Origin of the sequence: Bradyrhizobium diazoefficiens USDA 110 (assembly GCF_000011365.1) — a bacterium.
In the GTDB taxonomy this organism is placed as follows: domain Bacteria; phylum Pseudomonadota; class Alphaproteobacteria; order Rhizobiales; family Xanthobacteraceae; genus Bradyrhizobium; species Bradyrhizobium diazoefficiens.
Genome location: NC_004463.1, coordinates 8,403,900 through 8,421,996, shown reverse-complemented (window position 1 = coordinate 8,421,996; position 18,097 = coordinate 8,403,900). Strand labels below are relative to the sequence as shown.

Sequence of the window (18,097 nt, the reverse complement as noted above, 5' to 3'; positions counted from 1 at the left end):
TGAGACGAAGACTGTGGCCGTCATTGGGTCCACCAGCTTGCCGTATTCTTTTGTCCCCAAATGGGGATTGCTGGATCGCTCTTCTTTCATCCAAGGTTGCTTGATCGGAGCCCACATCGATCGGTGATGGGCATCAAGCCAAACCCAAAATCTGCGACGTCCATGACGGGCCGCAATCCGACCCGCGTCGCGCATTTCCATGCAAAGGGAGCGGAGACCATGGCACTCATCAACGGAACAGCAGGCGACGATGTATTGCCCGGCACGGCTGCGGACGATCAGATCAATGGCCTGCAAGGTAACGACACCATCACGGGTCTCGACGGCAACGATACCGTAAGCGGCGGTCCGGGCAACGATAACATCGATGGGGGTGCCGGCAACGATACCCTGGATGGAAATGCCGGTATCGATACGATCGCCGGTGGCGATGGCGATGACACGATCAATGGCGGCGCGGGCGACGATACGCTGAACGGAAATGCCGGCGTGGACACCATCCATGGAAACGCGGGCATCGATACAATCGATGGTGGAACCGGCGACGATCACCTCTTTGGTGACGCCGGCGACGACAGCATCCATGGCGGGGACGGCAACGATGACGTCCATGGCGGCGCAGGCGCGGACACCCTGTGGGGCGACGCCGGCGACGATACGTTGAGCGGCGACGCCGGCAATGACGTATTGAACGGCGGCGACGGTAACGACGTACTTAACGGCGGCCTCGGGGATGACACTCTGAATGGCGACGCCGGTAACGACACGCTGAACGGCGGACTTGGCAATGATCTGCTGAATGGCGGTATGGGCGACGACATCCTGAACGGTGGTGCCGGCGCCGATACGCTGAACGGTGGCGACGGTATCGACACCATGCATGGCGATGCCGGCGATGATCTCATGGATGGCGGCGGCGGCAACGATGTGATGTTCGGCGATGCCGGAGACGACCTCATGGCCGGCGGTGCGGGCAACGACACCATGAGCGGCGGTAACGGCGATGACGAACTCAGCGGCGGAGCCGGCAACGACACGCTGAACGGCGACGCCGGAGACGACACGCTGGCCGGCGGCGACGGCGCCGATGTCCTGAACGGTGGAGACGGGGCCGACTCCCTATCGGGAGGGGCCGGCAACGACACCCTGAATGGCGATGCCGGCGATGACGAGTTGAGCGGCGGCAACGGCGCCGATGTCCTCAGCGGCGGGCTCGGCGACGATGTGCTGACGGGCGGCGGAGGTACCGATACGCACAATTTCGGTGACGGTACGGCGACCAATTTCGGCAATGATGAGGTCACCGACCTCAGTGCCGCTGATGGCGATGTCGTTCATGTCGATGCTCCGGCAGGCTTTGACCCGGCCACGGTCGTCGTGGACGACGACGGCACCAACACGGTGCTGGATTTCGGCTTCGGCACAATCCAGCTCGACGGCGTCTCGGGCGGCGCGACACCGTTCGAGTCGATCGATGATATCAACAATGCCGCCGGTTATACGGCGATCGAAGTTGTCTAGCGCCGACTAGTAGCGTGGCGGCTGTTAGGCCGCCCCGCCCTCATCTCAGTCAGTGATAGTGCTGGCAAGTTATGTATTCGCGTAACCGTGGTGCGATCCCAGCATCTGGTCAGAGATTGCTGGTGGCCTTAATTCCGGGACGATTCGCATTGGTGTGGATCGTGTGTTTCAGTGTGTCCGTAAACCTGCTGCTGCTGGTCGTACCTTTCTATTCCATCGAAGTGTTCGACCGCGTGCTCAGCAGCGGAAGCGTCGAGACGCTTGTCGGCCTGACCGTCATCGCCGTCGGCGCTCTCGCCTTCAGCGCCGCCTTCGACACGTTTCGTAACCGTCTGTTGAGCCGGTTCGCGGTCGGGTTCGAGCACTGCCTCGCTCCGATCATCCTTGAAGGTAGCATCACCGGCGCGGCGCCGGGCGACTGCCGGCAGCACGATCTCGTCAAGCTTCGCGAGTTGAGAAGTTTCCTGTCGAGCGGAACGGTCACATCGCTGATAGATGCTCCATTCCTCCCGGTGTTTATTCTCATCCTGTTCTTCCTGCACCCCTGGTATGGCGTCATAGCCCTGATCGGGGTTGGGGTCCTGCTGGCGATGGGTGTTGCAAGCCACTGGATCGCGCGCGGGGAAATTGCGCAGGCTTCGCAGGCCGCGTTGAAGACGCAGGCGTTGCTCGATGGAATCGTCCGGCACTCCAGCGTGGTGCGGGCGATGGGCTGGACCCGGGGCGCCATCCGCGCGTTCATGAGCCTCAATGACGAAGCCCTGTCTCCGGTGGTGCGGGCCAGCGAACGCATCTACACGATTAGCGCCGCCGCGCGAACGGTCAGGACCATCCTGCAGATTGCCGCGATCGGCTGTGGTGCCTGGCTCGTGCTCCAGAACGAGGTGCTGTCCGGCAGTCTGATCGCGAGCTCGATCCTGATAGCGCGCACATTGCAGCCCATGGAAGGGTTAGTCTCGGCCTGGCGCGCGCTGGCATCTGCGCAGGACGCCTGGACGCAAGTCTGCAACGCCGCGATGCCGGTGCTTGCGCGTCCGCGGAAGACGTTGCTTCCGCCGCCATCCGGCATCCTCCAGGTCGAACGGGTGACATTCCGGATTGGCGGGACGCAGCGTCCCATTCTCGCGGGCATATCCTTTCAATGCCGTCCGTCCGAACTTATCGTCGTGATCGGACCGACCGGTGCTGGAAAATCCACATTGCTGCGCTTGATGGCAGGCCTCGAGCGGCCGACCAGCGGTACGATCCGGTTGGACCACGCAGCACTCCATACCTGGGATCCCGACCAGCTTGGGCAATTCGTCGGCTATCTCCCCCAGGACGTGCAGCTCCTGGATGGAACGGTGGCCGAAGCCATTGCCGGGTTTGATGAATGCGCACGGGACGAGGCCATCGTCGCGGCGGCCATGCTCGCGCAGGCGCATGAGATGATCCTGTCTCTTCCGGCCGGCTACCAGACCGAGATCGGCCGCGACGGCTGCAGGCTATCCGGGGGCCAGCGTCAGCGCCTTGGTCTTGCACGCGCTTTCTTCGGCGATCGCAAATTGATCCTGCTGGATGAGCCCAATGCTAATCTCGACCCGGACGGCGAAGAAGCGTTGTGCTCCGCCATTCAATCGGCCAAAGCGCGCGGCGCAGCGTCGGTGATCGTCACCCACCGGCCGCGGCTGTTGACCATCGCCGATGCCGTGCTGCTGTTGCGGGACGGCAACCAGATCGCCTTCGGACCGCCATATGAGGTTCTTCGTACCCAGCGGCCGGCACCGGTACCGGGTTCGCCAGGGCCCCCTCGCAATGTCGAACCTCAGAGGCTGCCAGGCAGGAGGGTCATTCCATGACGCAGACCGGTCATGCCTCCGCGATGTCCGCGCCTGTTGCCGGCCGGTCGAAGACGTGGCCGACGGAGCAACCGCGATCCGACATGCGACGGATCATCGCCTGGGGTTGTGTATTGCTCGTCCTGCAATTTTGCGGCTTCGGATTGTGGGCAACCACGGTTCCGCTCCGCGGCGCCGTCGTGGCACCGGGATTCATCAAGGTCCATTCAAAGCGCAAGGCGGTGCAACATCTGGAAGGCGGAATCATCAAATCGATCTATGTCCGGGAGAACGATCACGTCGAAGCCGGTCAACTCATTGCACGGCTCGACACCGCGCAGATCGAAGCGACCCTTGGTTCCCTCGAAACGAAGTTCTTTGCCGACCTGGCGATGGAGGCCCGGCTGGCGGCGGAGCAAGACGCCGCCAAGTCAATCCGGTTTCCGGACGAATTGCGGGAAAGTGCGACCCGTCTCTCCGCACGTATCGCCATTCAAACCCAGGAGGCTGAATTTGCCGCGCGACTGGCCGCGATTGAAAACGAGCGCAAGGTGATCGATCAGCAGATGCTCCAAAACGCGGACGCCATCCGCGGCCTGGAGAGCAACACTCAAGGACTTGAACAGCAACTCAAACTTTTGCGAGAAGAGATAGCCGACACGAGCTATCTCCTCGCAAAGGGCCTCGCCCGGAAACCACGTGTGTTGGCGTTGCAACGCGCGGAAGCCGAGGCTGCCGGACAGGTCGATCGCAATGCCGCATCAATTTCGGAGATGCAGGGCAAGATCTCGGAGTTGCAGGACAGACGCCGGCAACTAGGGTTCAACCAAAATCAGGATATCGCCAAGCAGCGGCATGCGACGAGCGAGGAAATCGGTGACCTCAGACATCGAATTGCCGCGTTGCGTGCCCAGCTTGTCCGGTCCGAATTGCGTGCCCCGGAAAGTGGAAGGATCGTCGGCCTCAACAGCAGGGACCTCAATGCCGTGCTTGGACCTCGGGAAACCCTTTTGGAAATCGTTCCGACGCAAGATCGGCTTGTCATCGAGGCGACATTGAAGCCTGCCGATCGGGAAGAGGTCTATGTCGGACAGATGACGCGTGTGCGGGTTCACGCGCTGAACGTTCGTCGCCGGCCGATGCTCGAGGGAAGGGTCGTCGGCGTTGCGGCAGACGCGCTGACCGACACCCGTTCCGGCGAGAGCTCCTATTTGGCCGAGGTTGAGCTGGACCCCAACGCGCCGACAGCCTCCTACATCTCCACATTGATGCCTGGAATGCCTGTCGAGATATTTGTCGAGACGGGGGAACGAACCTTTGCGGAATATCTTTTGCAGCCGATGACGCTACGGATCAACCGTGCGTTCAGGGAGAATTAGGCGCTGGTGAGGGGTGGGCCGGCCTGCGAGGGAGGCGACCGTGCATGAATGCAGTAAGGCACTACCGTCCGCACAGGATGATTTTCGTTCCGGTTGCGTCGAGCGCGCCTCGAAGCAAGGCAATGACGGATGTGGTCTATCAGGGCCGTGTCCGGAGCCGCGCCCGCCACAGATCGCAATGGAATATTTCGCGAAGGCCATGGCGGAATTGCTCGGTTGCCGGAGCTGCTACGTAGCCATGATATCCTCCTCCGGGCTTGAAGAAGTCAGAATCGGAGACGCCCCAACCGACCCGTCATGCACGACGGTGGTTGAGCGAATTGCGCGCACGGGCACCCCTGAGGACGTCGCCTCGCTCGAGCCGATCAATTCCCGGACCTCGTTCGTCCGCAAGTTGATCGGTGCGGAACCCCCGGTAAAGAGTCATTCAGTCATTGGCAGGTTTGCTTCCGATGAGCGAGCCACGGTCGTATTCGTGGCCGGATGGCGACCGGCCGCGCTTGCGGCAGCCGAGATTCCCGGTTTGGCGCATACCGTGCGCCCGTTATGGAAGGCCGCTCATTCACTTGCCCGGCAAACGCCGGAGCATGTCGATGCGCAACTCTGGCTCGAAGAGCTGACCTTTCCCGCCATCGTCGCGGACCAGAGTCTGCACATTTACGCAGTCAATCGTGGTGGACGAGTACTGCTTGCCAAGCGCCAGCTGCTAAGGATGGACGGAGGCAGGCTCGCGGGCTCATGCGGTTCCGTGACCGAGAGCTTGCGGGAGGCAGTCGGGAAGGTGCTGATCGAGAGCGGGACTCATGGATGGTTCAATACCACGGTACCGCTCTCGATGGATCGTCAGCAGTTCGCCTTCGCCAAGATCGGCGCTGTTCCAACGCATGACAAGCTGGGACAGGCCCTCATTGTCGTGCCGCAATTCGACGACGTGCAGGGCGCGCACTGCATTGCATCTGCCTTCGGATTGAACTGGGCCGAGGAAAGAATCGTCACCCGGATTCTTCAATTCCATTGCCCTCGCGATATTGGAGCCGAGCTTCGGCTGACCGAGGCAACGGTGCGAACCTACACCAAGAGGATCATGCTCAAATTAGGGATCAATCGACAGTCGGAATTCTTTCTTCTGTATCATCTCACCCAGTCGCCTTTTGGCGCTGGCAGGCGGGAGAACTCGGTGAGCCGGCCGGCCTTCGACTGTCAATTGGACGAAGAGGGTCCGATGAGATTGCGGAGGGCTGGCAAGCGTTCGCCTGACTGAGTACGGGGGTCTCCGCGATGTCGAGTCGCATGAGCTGCGCAGGTTTGCTCCACCGGGCGTTTGCCGCCCTCGTATTGGTTGGGGCCGGCTTCCATGCCGATGCCCAGAGCATTCAATTGGCGCTTCCTATTGCCTGCGAGCCTGGCCGTACCTGCTACATCCAGAATTACACGGATCTCGATCCGTCTCGGTCGGCGCGAGATTACAAGTGCGGCACGCTGACTTATGACGAACACAACGGCACCGACTTTCGCTTGCCCTCACTGGCAGTGCAAAAGGCCGGCGTGGAAGTGCGCGCAGCGGCAGGCGGCAGCATTCTTCGTATCCGCAATGACGCTCCAGACGGGACTTTTACAAAATTGGGGCGCGAAGCGGTGCGCGAGGCCGAATGCGGCAATGGCGTCGTCATCGAACACCCGGAGCAGTGGGAAACCCAGTACTGCCACCTGGCCGCCGGAAGTGTGTTGGTCAAACTTGGAGACAAGGTCGAACTTGGACAGCCGATCGGCCGTGTAGGTCTCTCCGGCCTCACGGAGTATCCTCACCTGCATTTCACCGTGAGGCACAATGGCGTGGTCGTCGATCCCTTTGCGTATGGCGTTCGTCCCGAGTCTTGCCAAGGCGGTCAATCCCTCTGGCTTACTGCCTTGCGCTCGAAACTCGAGTATCAGGAACGAGCCATCCTCAATGCGGGCTTTACGACGGGTCCGGTCACGATGGAGCTCATCGAGGACGGCAGTGCCGAGAGGCAAATGCCGTCTGCCAGTTCGATGGCGATCGTCGCATTCGTGCGGGCTATCGGGCTCAAGGCAGGCGATGCGCAATGGCTGGTCATCAAGGATCCTCTCGAGAACGTCATTGCGGAAACTCGGTCTGCGCCACTTCAGGCCAACAAGGCGCAATTCATGCTCTTTGCGGGGAAGAAGCGACCTCCTGGGGGGTGGGAACGCGGGTCCTACAAGGCCACTTATGTTGTCGAGCGCGATGGCCAGGTCGTGCTCAGGAAAGACCTGGAGCTCATGCTCTAGCGCTGCGCCTGTGCTCGGGGGGCCTGACTCCACGGGCCTTTTAAGGTCTGATCGGTTGCCGGAACTGGCCCGCTCCCGCTATAGGGCGCGGAGAGGGTGATTTGTTTCAGATGAGATCGCACTGGCGGCCTCCGACGACAGGGGAGACTCGAAACCAACGAAAGTGGTCGCCGATTTGCTTATGATCCGCACCGACGAGAACGGAGCATGCGAACTTGTTAACGTTGAGCTGAAGTCTCAGCGAACCACCGAGACCCACCGTCAAACTCGGGGTTTCTGGCAATTCATGGGGCCAAGCCAAGTGATTCTCTGGCGGGAATTCGTTGACGTTGTGCTGGAAGGCGCCAATCGAACCTGGAAGACCGACAGCGAGAGCAGAGGGATAGTAATTTGGCCTAACGCCGTTAAGCCCTCAAAGTCTACCGCTGAACTCATTGCTCGATACAGGTCGAAAGAGAATATCGAGACGATCTGCTACTCAGGTCCGAATTATAGCCTTGCTCTGGGGTCGTGAGCTTGGCGCGGATCAGCTATTGCGTTAACCAAACAAACAGGTAGCCTTAATCTGGGCAAAATGTCGTCTAGGCTCGATCCCTCGGTGTGGGCATCGCTGTGATCAAGGTCGTCGTACTTGGATTGATTTGTGTTGGGGGCGTCGGAGCTATTGCTGCCGCCACCTCCAAGTCTCCTCCGGTGCCGATGACATCAATCACCTATCCTGCTGTAGCCGGCAATAAGGCTGATCGGCTTTCGCTGGTCAGCATGCAGGACATCCAGCCGAGGGTGGAGCAGGTTGCCCTTGCTTACACAACACCTTCCGAGCCGCCGGTACCACCTCAACCTAAGCCAAGGGAAGTGGCCAAGACGAAGGCTCCAGAATTCATTGCTCGCCACTGGCACGATCCAAATGACACCCGAGCCAGTGCGAAGAAGTTGAAGCCTGAGCCATCGCGAAGCACCTCCCGAAGCGACTCCTCCGCCAAGGTAGCTGCGTCACAAGACTGTCGATGGCATCGGCTCTCTGATGCGAAGACTTAACTTACAACCGGCCTGCGACCATTGAGGCTCATTGGTCTGCGCCGCCGATAGTTCTAAGAGGTCGTCTATCGTTGATGGCCTAATCCGATTTTGCAGTACCGAATTGGCCGAGTGGCCCTTTGTTTTTGCGCCGTTCATTTTGATCACTGGTGCTTACGCTGGTCTCTCCAACCTCTATCCGGTGCACGTGTGATGAACAGCATCCAACCAGCCTTCAGCGAAGGCTCTGCGAGCGAAACTGCGCGGAGAATCGACTCTGTCGCGTGGGCCGCGTTCTTCATTTGGGTAGGGATCGCCATGCTAATGGGGGTGCCGTGGGACTGGTTTCTTGTGGGCGTCGGCGTCCTCACTCTTAGCGGCGCAGTTTTTCCACTGGAGCATGGACAATAAGGTTGACCTGTTCTGGATTGCCTGCGGCGTAGCTTTTCTCGCAGGAGGCGTGTGGATGCTTCTGCAGTTTCCCTGCCGTTGGCACCGATATTGATCATCCTGCTCGGAATAGTGTTGCTCAGCAAAGCCCATCGCTGAGCCAGAGCGACGATAGATGATGGCATTTCTGCGAAGTGGCGCGCTACATCGAAGATGTCCGACGACGGCTTGCGCTTCGTACCACCGCAACGAGGCAGCCGCATAACCGCCTATACCGGCGACTTCTTGAGGAGGAGAAGAATGAGGACAAGCGGGCCCTCATCCGAACGCTCCTAGCCGAAGAAGAAGCCAGAGACGTGCCCGCAACTCCGCGTGGGACACTCACGACAATCCAAAAGCAACAATAGCCTTCGCGGCTAGATGGGAGTCACCTTTCCCTCTCCGCACAGAACCTCGCCGCGCGGCCCCTCCGGGCGGAGTTTGCTTCTGAGAGGTTGCTTACGTCGGCCGAGACGTACACCGACGCTTTTGACCCCATGCGGAATACCGAGATTGAGCCAGCCGTGCTGTCGGGGACGGCCCCGGCGCGCAGTTACAACTCGAATTTCGGCTCGGCAGAGATGCTGAGCGGCGGCGCGAAACGCCGCCCCATCTTGATTACATGCGTTCGCACTCTACCTCGCTCGCTGTGCTCGCGCGAAAACTTCGGAGGGAAGCTCTCCGAACATTTGCCGGAAATCACCGGCGAAATGGCCCAGATTGCCGAAACCGCATTTGAAAGCGATTTGGGAAACGGAAGTTTTCGGATTCCCTTCCAGGAGCATCTGCCTTGCACGTCGCAAGCGCACGGTTTTTGCAAATCTCATCGGCGAGTACCCGCGGTATTTCTTGAAAGCCGCGTAGAGGCTACGGATGCTGGTGTTCGTCTGTGATGCCAGCTCCTCAATGGTAATAGCGCGAGCCCAATTTGCTTCGACGTATTCTTCAGCCAAGCGGACTACGAGCGGCGCCGGTTCCGTGGCGGAACTCTCCAACAGTTCGGTGAAGTTGTGCCGGTGAGCCGAGAGAAACGAGACGATTAGCGCTTGCTCAAGCTCTTGGAGCATCGACTTGGGCAACTGCGCTGCCATTGAATTTAGCTGATTGGCTAGGAACATGATCAGCTCACGCAACAGCTGAGCAGTCGGCGGCTTCGGAGGCGCCGTCGGGTCGAACACCAGCGATCCCCGAGGTTTTGCGCCGAGCAGTGTTGTTAAAGCGTTCTCCAGCGCCCCGGTTTTTATGCGAAGGATCAGCTGCTCGAACCCAGGTTCAAACACAATGGTTGTTGGCTGTCCCGGCGGCGTAATGCCGGGCTGCTGCTCATTCACGGGGATCGTCGCGGTGCTGCCTAAAATGACCCCTGCTTTCCCCTTGAGGCCGATTTGTAATCTTGCGAAATCGCCTTCAGGAAACTCGACGACTGTCTTCGCACCATATCCACAAAAGCCAAGCCCGATCTTGGACAATAGTAGGTAATTTGCCACTCCTTCGAAGTCGGCTGGTTTAGCGACCGCAAATCCAGTTGCCCCATACACCGTAAACAGCGCATTCCTCATCGTCTCCGGATCGCGGGTGCGAACGACCGGAGATCGACTGAGCGGGTATTCAAGAAGATCCATGATCCAAATCGACCGGGACCTCGTCACATCATTGTGCCGAGTAGGAAATCGCTACATCGGGAGATGGATGCTGAAACTGATCCAGATCAATACCCAGTCTGGCTCAAAATCTGCAAGGAACACTCAATTTGTGATGACCCAGATTGAGCAATGTCTGCAGGATTCGGCCCTTGAAAATCGTTCTGCTCGCGCACCGCGTACCGTATGAATGAGTGCGTGAGAAGGCGAGGCTCGAATGACTGACTTGGAAAGCTTCATCGTCAGCCAGAACCTAGTTCATTACAAGAAGCTCCTGCGAGAGGAGACGCACCCGAACAAGCGCAGCATATTGCTCTGGTTGCTCGAGAACGAAATTGGGAAACTACCCCCCTCTGCGAAGCGCGTCGAGATGACTAAGATATCCGGCTTTCAATGACCTAACTATATTGGTTCGTCGGTGTGGCAGCCCCCCAAACGCTCACCACGTCACACCGAACGAATTGGGCCGTCGAATGTTGGGTTCGACGGCCTCTTTTTTAAAGAGCGAGGCGGGCGAGCGAAGTTCAGCAGCAATTCTTGTTTGTAGGTAGTCTCTCTGTGGAGTAGCTGATGGCGCCGACGAAGAGCGAGTGGTCGCACACTTATCCTCGTGCCGTATTGCGAGGTATTCTGGCGAATGCTGCAGAGACGCTGCCCGAAGCAAGGCGAACCCCTTCATTGATGGCATGCCTCGCCGAGAAGATTTTGATCCTGGCTGCTGACGGTCAAAAGAACCCGATCGATCTCCGTCGGGTCGCGATCAAGAGGGTGCAGGACTCTTGTCCTGACTGCCGCGCATGCGACGGGTTGCAATTGACTCAAAACAGGGGTGACTCCTCTGCAAGCTGATAGTCTCGTTTCCGCCTGTGGCCCGAAGGCGAAGATCGCAACGGCTATCCGCGCGTCCGTTCGCGGCCAAGATCTGTAATTGGCCCTTTTCCGAAGTAGCGTCTGGCCTCGCGGATGTCCGCTTACTGAGGCATGGGGACTAGACTTGCTCAGGTGAATTCTTCGCGTTGTGACCCGGAACGCACCGGAGGCCGGGCGGGCCGCCTTGTGCTCAATATGGCCGGGCCTCGATGACGTTGATTCTACCCGCTGGCACAACGCGCGTCAGCTCGAAGCCAGATTTGGCAAGCAGGTCAGAGAACTCGTCGCGGGTCCGCTCCCGCCCACCGGGCAAAGCCAACATGTGGAGGTCCATGAATTTTGTCGCCGGTACTTCGTTCGCAGGCGCGATAATTCGCTCGATGAGAACCAACTTCGCCGTCTCCCGCATCGCACGCCGGCACGCCTTCAAAATGGCGATCGCTTCGTCGTCGTCCCAATCGTGGATTACTACCCGCATGACGTAGGCATCTCCGCCTTCAGGTACCGATTCGAAGAAACTTCCGCTCACCATTCGGCAACGGTCGACGACGCCGTGCGCTTCCAGAACCGCCTCGGCTCCGGCAATGACCCCTGGCTGATCAAACAACGTGCCCTGCATCCTGGGATGAGCGGTCAGAATGGCTGCCAGCATTAAACCGCGTCCGCCACCCACATCCACAACATGATGGAAAGCGGAGAAATCATACGCGCCGATAACGGCTTCAGCGCCGCCGCGCGAAAACTCCGTCATAGCGCGATCGAAGACCGCGCTCTCCTCCGGACGTTCGGCGCGATAATTCCAAATGTCCTTACCGTTGAGACTTTGAAAGGCATTCTCGCCGGTTCGAATGCTGTGCAGCAGATGGCCCCATGTGCTCCAAACGTAGGGACTTCCGACGCACTCCGCCCACGCGCCGATCGGTGTCGCGGAGTCAGTGCGCAAACAATCTCCCATTGGTGTCAGCGCAAACCTTCGGTCTTCATCTTCCTCAAAAACGCCCACTGCGGCGAGCGCCCGCAGCAGTCGGTAGAGAGCGCCTGGATGGCTTTGCGTTAAGGGCGCCAACTCCTCTGCCGAACGAGAGTCGCCTTTCAGATGGTCTGCGATACGAAGAGTTGACGCGACATGAATTGCCTGTGTGACCTGGAAGCCGTTGATCAGTCCGAGGAGAGTGAGCCAAGGGTTGGATGTCACGGAAGAACCTCCGTAGGAGAGGAAGCTAAGACGCTAGTTACTGTGCTCGGCGGATGTCCGTTGAACAAGTCTCTCTTATGGCCCTTTTGCGAAGTGGCCGCCGACGCCGGGTCCGTCCGATTAGCGGTGCAGACCGGAAGTGCGCGGGCCGTAGCCAAAACGGCGCTTTTGACCCGTAAGAGACATAGTGCATTGAATTGGCCGGGGCGCTTTGCCTTGCACCCGGCAATGGAAAAGCGAGTGCAGCCCGTGCCACGGCGGCCCCGAATTTTGGGCAAGATGGGGTCTCTCCGGCGATTACCGCTCACATGTCCGCAACAAAGTGCTACGCTCCGCCTTGTCCCAGCGGCGGGGTTAGTCTGGTCGTTCGGAGGGGCTGTGACCGAGCAGCGGGTTCAGAGGCGACTAGCGGCGATCTTGGCCGCCGACGTGGTTGGTTACTCTGCGTTGATGCAACGCGCTGAGGAGGCCACCTACGCCGAGTTCGAGCGGCTCAAGCGAGAATTGATCGAGCCTAGCCTCTCCCGCCACGACGGGCGACTGATCAAGACAACGGGTGATGGCGCGCTCGCCGAATTCGCGAGTCCCTTAGCCGCCGTGAGATGCGCGACTGAGATGCAGGATCATCTCGCCGAGGGGAGCGGTCCATTCAAGCTACGCATCGGGCTCAACCTTGGTGACGTGATCGTTGGGCAGGACGGCGACCTCTATGGCGACGGGATCAACATCGCTGTCCGGCTGGAGGGGATCGCCGATCCGGGCGGCATCCTGATGTCCGAAAAGGTCTATAGCGAAGTCGAAGGCAAGCTGGACGTTGGCTTCGAGGATCGCGGCGAGCAGCAGCTCAAGAACATCGCCAAGCCGGTCCGCGCTTACGCTGTCCGTGCTGGAGCGTCTAGCGCGCTGACCGAGAGACTAAGCGCGGCCCCGCCACTTCCAGCCAAGCCATCCATCGCCGTGCTGCCGTTCGAGAACATGAGCGGCGATCCCGAACAGGAATACTTCGCGGACGGAATGGTTGAGGAGATCACCACCGCGCTTTCGCGGTTCAAATGGTTGTTCGTGATCGCCCGCAATTCCAGCTTTACCTACAAGGGCAAGGCGGTGAACGTGAAGCAGGTCGGGCACGAGCTGGGCGTGCGCTATATCCTTGAGGGGTCTGTGCGCAAGGCTGCCGGGAAAGTTCGCATCGCCGGACAGTTGATCGACGCGATTACAGGGACGCACATCTGGGCGGACAGATTCGAGCGTGATCTGACGGACATTTTCGCTCTCCAAGACGACGTTGCGCTCGCCGTTGTCTCGGCCGTTCAGCCAAAGATGCTTCAAACAGAGATTGCAACGGCTGCGCGGCGGCGACCAGAGAACCTCACTGCCTATGATTTTTTTCTCCGATCCATGCAACAGTATTACCTGACGACCCGCGAAAGTTTGGCCGAGGCGATTAAGCTTGCTCATCGCGCTTTGGAGCTAGACCCGAGGTTCAGCTCTGCAGCGGCTCTGGCAGGTGACTGTCACGCGAGCAACGTCGCTTTAGGCTATGCCAACAATCCCGAGTTCGACGCCAAGGAAGCAATTCGGCTTGCTCGTTTGGCATTGAGCCTCGATGATGGTGATCCGGACACGTTGTCAAGGGTTGCCGTAGTCTCGGCGTGTGTGGTCGGCGATAGTGAAGCCGAAATCGAAATGGCTGACCGGGCGGTCGCGCTCAACCCGAATTCATGGCGCACTTGGAACAATAGAGGCTGGGTCTATACAATGGCGGGGCTGCCCGAAGAGGCTATTCGAAGCTTTGAACGTGCCATTCGCATGAGCCCATTAGACCCGCTGCTGCATATGACGTTTCTGGGCATTGGGCATGCTCTTGTGGGCCTTCGCCGGTTTGACGAGGCGATCATTGTATTGAAGAAAGCCCTTCGTCAGAATCCTTCCTTTATGCCAGCTTGCCGCGGACTGGCGTCTGCCTTCGCCCATCTCGGACGCGACGCTGAGGCGCACGCCGCAGCGGCGCGTGTGCTTGAGATCGATCCAACCTTTACAATATCGGGGCATATCGCCCGGGTCCCCAAAAGCGCAAAGATGTTTATTGAGGGTCTCCGCAAAGCGGGGTTACCCGAATGAACTGTGCTCGCGCGCGACGACGAGGTGATCAATAGAACCCCCTGTTGCTGCGGTGCATGAGTCAGCAATTGGCCCTTCGCGGACCTGAACAGCGGAGCCGGTGATGTCCGCTCACAGTGGCAAAACAGACCATCCATAGACCCGCCGACTTCCGAGTTTGACCCAAAGGCGACTATGCCTACATGAAACAGATACTCATGATCGCCTTCGCAATGAGCGCTACGCCACCGACGACGGCGGCGGCAAAACAGATGCGTGCTAAGATCGAGTAAGGGTCGAAGTGAGGTTGTTCGATCACGACACCCTCGCTTGCTGGGCAGGCGGAATCCAACCGGCTTTCATCACCAAGCGCCGACCAACCAGCTTGGTAATGTCAATAAATTAGCTCGCCTTAGCCCGGAACCGCGTTCCGCTGATGAATACACTTGCGTTCGCAATCCGTTCGCTGGATCCAAGTCCTTGACGCTATGGGTTGAAGCAGGCCAGCGCCCTGCGAAAGGCGGTGTCCTCATTCCTCATCCGCGAGTGTATGACGCGCAGCAACCCCGCCTCGCTGATCGCGCGGTAGGGCCGCCTGCCTCACGGATTGGGGCTGGAAGGGGCGAGCCAGCCCGATGGGCGAGTTCCAATTTACGCCGGTGAAGTGGAAAAGATGACTGCCCAAAAGGGGCACTCCTTTGGAGCCCAGGGGCCGGTCTTAGTGGACTGTGCGCCGCAGCTACGAACCGACGGCCATCGTTCCTTGGCAGAAGTACCGTCCCCCCAATGGGCTCAAGTCAGAAAGTGAACAGCCGACCCCTGGCTGTCTCAACCGCAAGGACACAATGCCGGGCTAGGCTAGACCCGCTTTCTTTGTCTCGGTCTGCGACAAGACGGCATGGCTGACTTTTTCGCATTTTAGGAACGAGGCAAGAACGCTGCGTGTTGGTTGAGAAATGGGCGCGCGAGCCTCGCAATGATCAGTGTGTCAAGGAAAAACCTGGAGTTGATAGCGCTGCAGGAGATCCGGAGCTTTTCGGGCGGCGAACTGGTTATTGCGGTCGAAGTTGAATGCGATGAAGATAACCCGAGCACTATGAATTGGCGTTTGAACGTTACTGCGGCCGACGGCGCCGACATTGACCGCATCGATTATGCTGCCCGGACGACAACCGAAAGATTAAAACGTCGATACGCTCTCCAGCGACACTGAACAACCGCGAGAACGTCTGGAGCCAAGGTTTGCACCAGTAGATAGAAGCAACCGACGCCCAACTTAAGTCAGGAAGACATTCGTATTCGCGCCTACGAGCTTTGGCGTGCTCCGGGCGAGCCAAGCGAGGACGTGGATGCCTTCTGGTATGAAGCCGAGAAGCAGCTTCTGACGGGACGGTCGCAGCCAGATGAGCTGCCGCCCGGCATGACCGACAATTTGCCGGTCTAGAGCGATCAAGACGCGTGGCGATTACGCCACGCGCCTTCGAGCAACGAGCCGTCAACGTTTAGCGGGCGGGCCGCTCTTGTTTCCCGGCAGACCTTTGATATTCGATGAGTCCTGTTGCTGGGTCGACGTGTTCTGACCGACAGTACCTTTTGGAGAGGGGCCGCTTTTGCCACCCGGTGCTCCGGCAATTGCTGCTCCGGAATTTTGAGCGCTAGGTGCTGTTGTCGTGGAATCGGCGCGACCTGAGCTACTGCCCGGCATTTGCGCTGCGGAACCTGGTCTGTCCTGTTCACCGACGTAACCCGACCCACCGGAGTTTTGAGTCTTGATGCCTTTATCGGCTTCGTTTTGCATGTTTGGCGAGGTCTGTTGAGCCACCATTGGCGTCAAGCCAGCGGCAAGAACGATTGCTGCAAGTGCGATTCGACGCATGCTTTCCTCCTCAGGTTGTTTGCTCAACAACGTGAGAAGGACCCGCTGTTTCCTAAGTTCCTGTAATTCTTTGAAGATCGATCGCACCCAAGTTTCACGAGGGCGTCGTTCTGTCCCGGTAGTCTTCGAGTTTCCTGATCGCATTCGCGGCCAGCACGCCGCCACGCGCGAGGTACAGATCAATCACCTTCTGCGCCTTATCGACGCTCCAGCATAGCGCCTCGGCGATCTCCGGCGCCGGCTTCGGCGAGCAGCGTCGCGGCCGTGCCGCGGTTCTCGTGGAAATTAAGGTCCGCCGTTTTGACGTATTCGGCGTTTTTGCCGTTGGCCGCGGTTTCAGCATTGATCGCGTCGACCTTGTCGCAGTCCTCACGCCAGTGCTCGTTGAAATAGCGCTTGGTGTAAGCCCTTCCTGTCGGCGTCAGCATCACCAGCGCGCCGGCCTTCGTTTCTTTAGCTTGTCGAGGTGCGCCTTCAGCTCGGGCGTTGCGGGGATCCGGGACTGGCTGACTGCCGCCATCGAGAGCAGCTGTTGCCCCCATGGGACGCTCACACAATATCTCTCGATATCTCTCGCCAGTTAGCTTGAAAACATAATCTTGCCGGCCAATATCGTCATTGCCGCTAAGGTTCTGATCCATGAAGCGATGGCGCTACGCCAGTATCAGCAGCACGGTTATCGCCGTGGGTCTGGTTTGTGCCGGTGCCCTGGTGGTCGGTCAATCGCACGTGCCATCAGACGCCATAGCGTCATCGGTAACACGTGCTCCGGAGCTTATGGAGCGTGCGTGGCACCTGCCCGTGGCAGCCACATTCCAAAGACACGTTGACTGGCAGTCAAATGGCTCTCGCTGCGGACCTGCAGCTGTTGCGAATGCCTACCGGTCGCTTGGCGAGGCGGCACGGACGGAGGGCAAGGTGTTGGCCGGTACATGGAGCTGCTGGACAGGCGTGTGCATCATGGGTCTCACGCTCGACGAGCTGGCCAAAGTCGCCCAGACCAACACGAGCCGGAAAGTCACGGTCTTACGCGATCTCAGCGAGAACCAGTTTCTGGAGCATCTCCGTCGCGCCAACGATCCGGGCCGACGCTACATCGTGAATTTCGATCGCGCTCGAATTTTTGGTGCTGGTAGCGGACATCACTCCCCAATTGGGGGCTATTTCGAAGCCGAGGACCTCGTTTTCGTGCTCGATGTCAATTTCAACTTCCAGCCATGGCTGGTCGAGCGGAAGCGGCTGTTCGACGCTGTAAATACGCTCGACGGCGATAAGAAGCGGGGGCTGCTGTTGATAGAGTAATATCCCACTGCATGTCGCCTATTGGGCCCATCTGCGACCTCGGGGAATGTTCGCTCTTCAGCCACTGTTGGGGGTTGACCGGACATCAGTCGGCCAGCCGCTCATAATGAGTGCATGCTCTAGGATTGCGGGATGCGCCGCCGCGTGGGACGTGGGTCCGGTAAATGCCAGCGGGCCGTTTACCGCGATTTACGCACGCGGTCGCGTCCCACACAGCCCTCACTTGGAAACGCGCGAGTGGCGCACTCTAGCAAACTAAATTCGAAAATCGTCCGGGTGAAATGCGCCGAAAAGGTGCGGTCTCACGTCCCCGCACTTCAAGGGCCCTTTCGGAGAGCCCGCGAAAGCGCTGACACAAATTTCGAGAGTAGCCGGGATGGCGCACCGCTCCGGCGATCCGGCGCGGCCGATGGGGCGTCGCCATCCAAGTCGGTCAGCCGCTCCACCATGCCTTGCAGTCGCAATGGTAGCGGGGTGAGATCGTCCGTGAGGGTGCCGCGAAGTCGCTCACCAATCTCGTTGCAGATCGCCCGGCGATGATCCGGATGATCTAAATTTGGCGGATGGCCCACGGGCGCGGTCGAAGGGGTATCTGCCATGGCTGCCACCGTTGGCCTTGACGTGCACCGCCTCCTTGCCATGCACGGATATCCTGCCGCCGC

At 59.2% G+C, this 18,097-nt stretch carries 15 protein-coding genes; 11 read left to right on the top strand and 4 right to left on the bottom strand.

Annotated elements, in window-relative coordinates; all coding sequences use genetic code 11:
• Positions 1-126: 126 nt before the first annotated feature.
• From BJA_RS38965 to BJA_RS38945, 5 genes are all read left to right on the top strand, one after another.
• The gene (locus BJA_RS38965) at positions 127-1,521 is read left to right on the top strand and encodes a calcium-binding protein (RefSeq protein WP_236842144.1); all 1,395 of its coding nucleotides are present in this window, start codon (positions 127-129) and stop codon (positions 1,519-1,521) included.
• A gap of 152 nt (positions 1,522-1,673) precedes the next feature.
• Positions 1,674-3,359: a type I secretion system permease/ATPase gene (locus BJA_RS38960; RefSeq protein ID WP_038967835.1), complete on the top strand. Its 1,686-nt coding sequence runs from the start codon at positions 1,674-1,676 to the stop codon at positions 3,357-3,359.
• Positions 3,356-4,717 carry an HlyD family type I secretion periplasmic adaptor subunit gene (locus tag BJA_RS38955; RefSeq protein WP_011090398.1) on the top strand — a complete coding sequence of 454 codons (1,362 nt, stop codon included), beginning with the start codon at positions 3,356-3,358 and terminating at the stop codon, positions 4,715-4,717. Before BJA_RS38960 ends, BJA_RS38955 begins: the two co-directional genes overlap by 4 nt.
• A gap of 178 nt (positions 4,718-4,895) precedes the next feature.
• Positions 4,896-5,978: a helix-turn-helix transcriptional regulator gene (locus BJA_RS38950; RefSeq protein ID WP_162185852.1), complete on the top strand. Its 1,083-nt coding sequence runs from the start codon at positions 4,896-4,898 to the stop codon at positions 5,976-5,978.
• A gap of 17 nt (positions 5,979-5,995) precedes the next feature.
• Positions 5,996-7,006, top strand: a complete 1,011-nt coding sequence (locus BJA_RS38945) for a M23 family metallopeptidase (RefSeq protein WP_231166528.1) — start codon at positions 5,996-5,998, stop codon at positions 7,004-7,006.
• Between the two features lie 2,081 nt (positions 7,007-9,087).
• On the opposite strand, the gene BJA_RS38940 is transcribed toward BJA_RS38945, so the two are convergent.
• Complete coding sequence (locus BJA_RS38940; RefSeq protein ID WP_038968070.1) at positions 9,088-10,074, bottom strand: AraC family transcriptional regulator; 987 nt, start codon at positions 10,072-10,074, stop codon at positions 9,088-9,090.
• A 235-nt stretch (positions 10,075-10,309) separates the two neighbouring features.
• On the opposite strand from BJA_RS38940, the gene BJA_RS38930 reads away from it, so the two are divergent.
• Entirely contained in the window at positions 10,310-10,489 is a 180-nt protein-coding gene (locus tag BJA_RS38930) for a hypothetical protein (protein WP_038968071.1), read from the top strand.
• Between the two features lie 173 nt (positions 10,490-10,662).
• Entirely contained in the window at positions 10,663-10,941 is a 279-nt protein-coding gene (locus BJA_RS38925) for a hypothetical protein (protein WP_131234240.1), read from the top strand.
• Between the two features lie 211 nt (positions 10,942-11,152).
• On the opposite strand, the gene BJA_RS38920 is transcribed toward BJA_RS38925, so the two are convergent.
• Entirely contained in the window at positions 11,153-12,157 is a 1,005-nt protein-coding gene (locus BJA_RS38920) for a methyltransferase (RefSeq protein ID WP_011090392.1), read from the bottom strand.
• 378 nt (positions 12,158-12,535) lie between these two features.
• Between BJA_RS38920 and BJA_RS38915 the strand changes: the two genes are divergently transcribed.
• From BJA_RS38915 to BJA_RS38905, 3 genes are all read left to right on the top strand, one after another.
• Entirely contained in the window at positions 12,536-14,278 is a 1,743-nt protein-coding gene (locus tag BJA_RS38915; RefSeq protein ID WP_011090391.1) for an adenylate/guanylate cyclase domain-containing protein, read from the top strand.
• A gap of 955 nt (positions 14,279-15,233) precedes the next feature.
• Complete coding sequence (locus BJA_RS38910) at positions 15,234-15,470, top strand: hypothetical protein (protein WP_049832599.1); 237 nt, start codon at positions 15,234-15,236, stop codon at positions 15,468-15,470.
• Between the two features lie 78 nt (positions 15,471-15,548).
• Positions 15,549-15,701: a DUF2934 domain-containing protein gene (locus tag BJA_RS38905; protein WP_082901064.1), complete on the top strand. Its 153-nt coding sequence runs from the start codon at positions 15,549-15,551 to the stop codon at positions 15,699-15,701.
• Between the two features lie 51 nt (positions 15,702-15,752).
• Here BJA_RS38905 and BJA_RS43380 read toward each other — a convergent pair whose 3' ends face one another.
• Both BJA_RS43380 and BJA_RS38895 read right to left on the bottom strand, forming a co-directional pair.
• A complete protein-coding gene (locus BJA_RS43380; protein ID WP_082757128.1) occupies positions 15,753-15,962 on the bottom strand; it encodes a hypothetical protein in 210 nt (69 codons plus the stop codon).
• Positions 15,963-16,330: 368 nt separating this feature from the next.
• Positions 16,331-16,774 carry a hypothetical protein gene (locus BJA_RS38895; protein WP_236842143.1) on the bottom strand — a complete coding sequence of 148 codons (444 nt, stop codon included), beginning with the start codon at positions 16,772-16,774 and terminating at the stop codon, positions 16,331-16,333.
• On the opposite strand from BJA_RS38895, the gene BJA_RS38890 reads away from it, so the two are divergent.
• Positions 16,773-17,435 (top strand): phytochelatin synthase family protein, encoded by a 663-nt coding sequence (locus BJA_RS38890; protein WP_011090390.1) that lies wholly within the window; start codon positions 16,773-16,775, stop codon positions 17,433-17,435. The two genes, BJA_RS38895 and BJA_RS38890, sit on opposite strands and share 2 nt — an antisense overlap.
• The last annotated feature ends 662 nt before the right edge of the window (positions 17,436-18,097 follow it).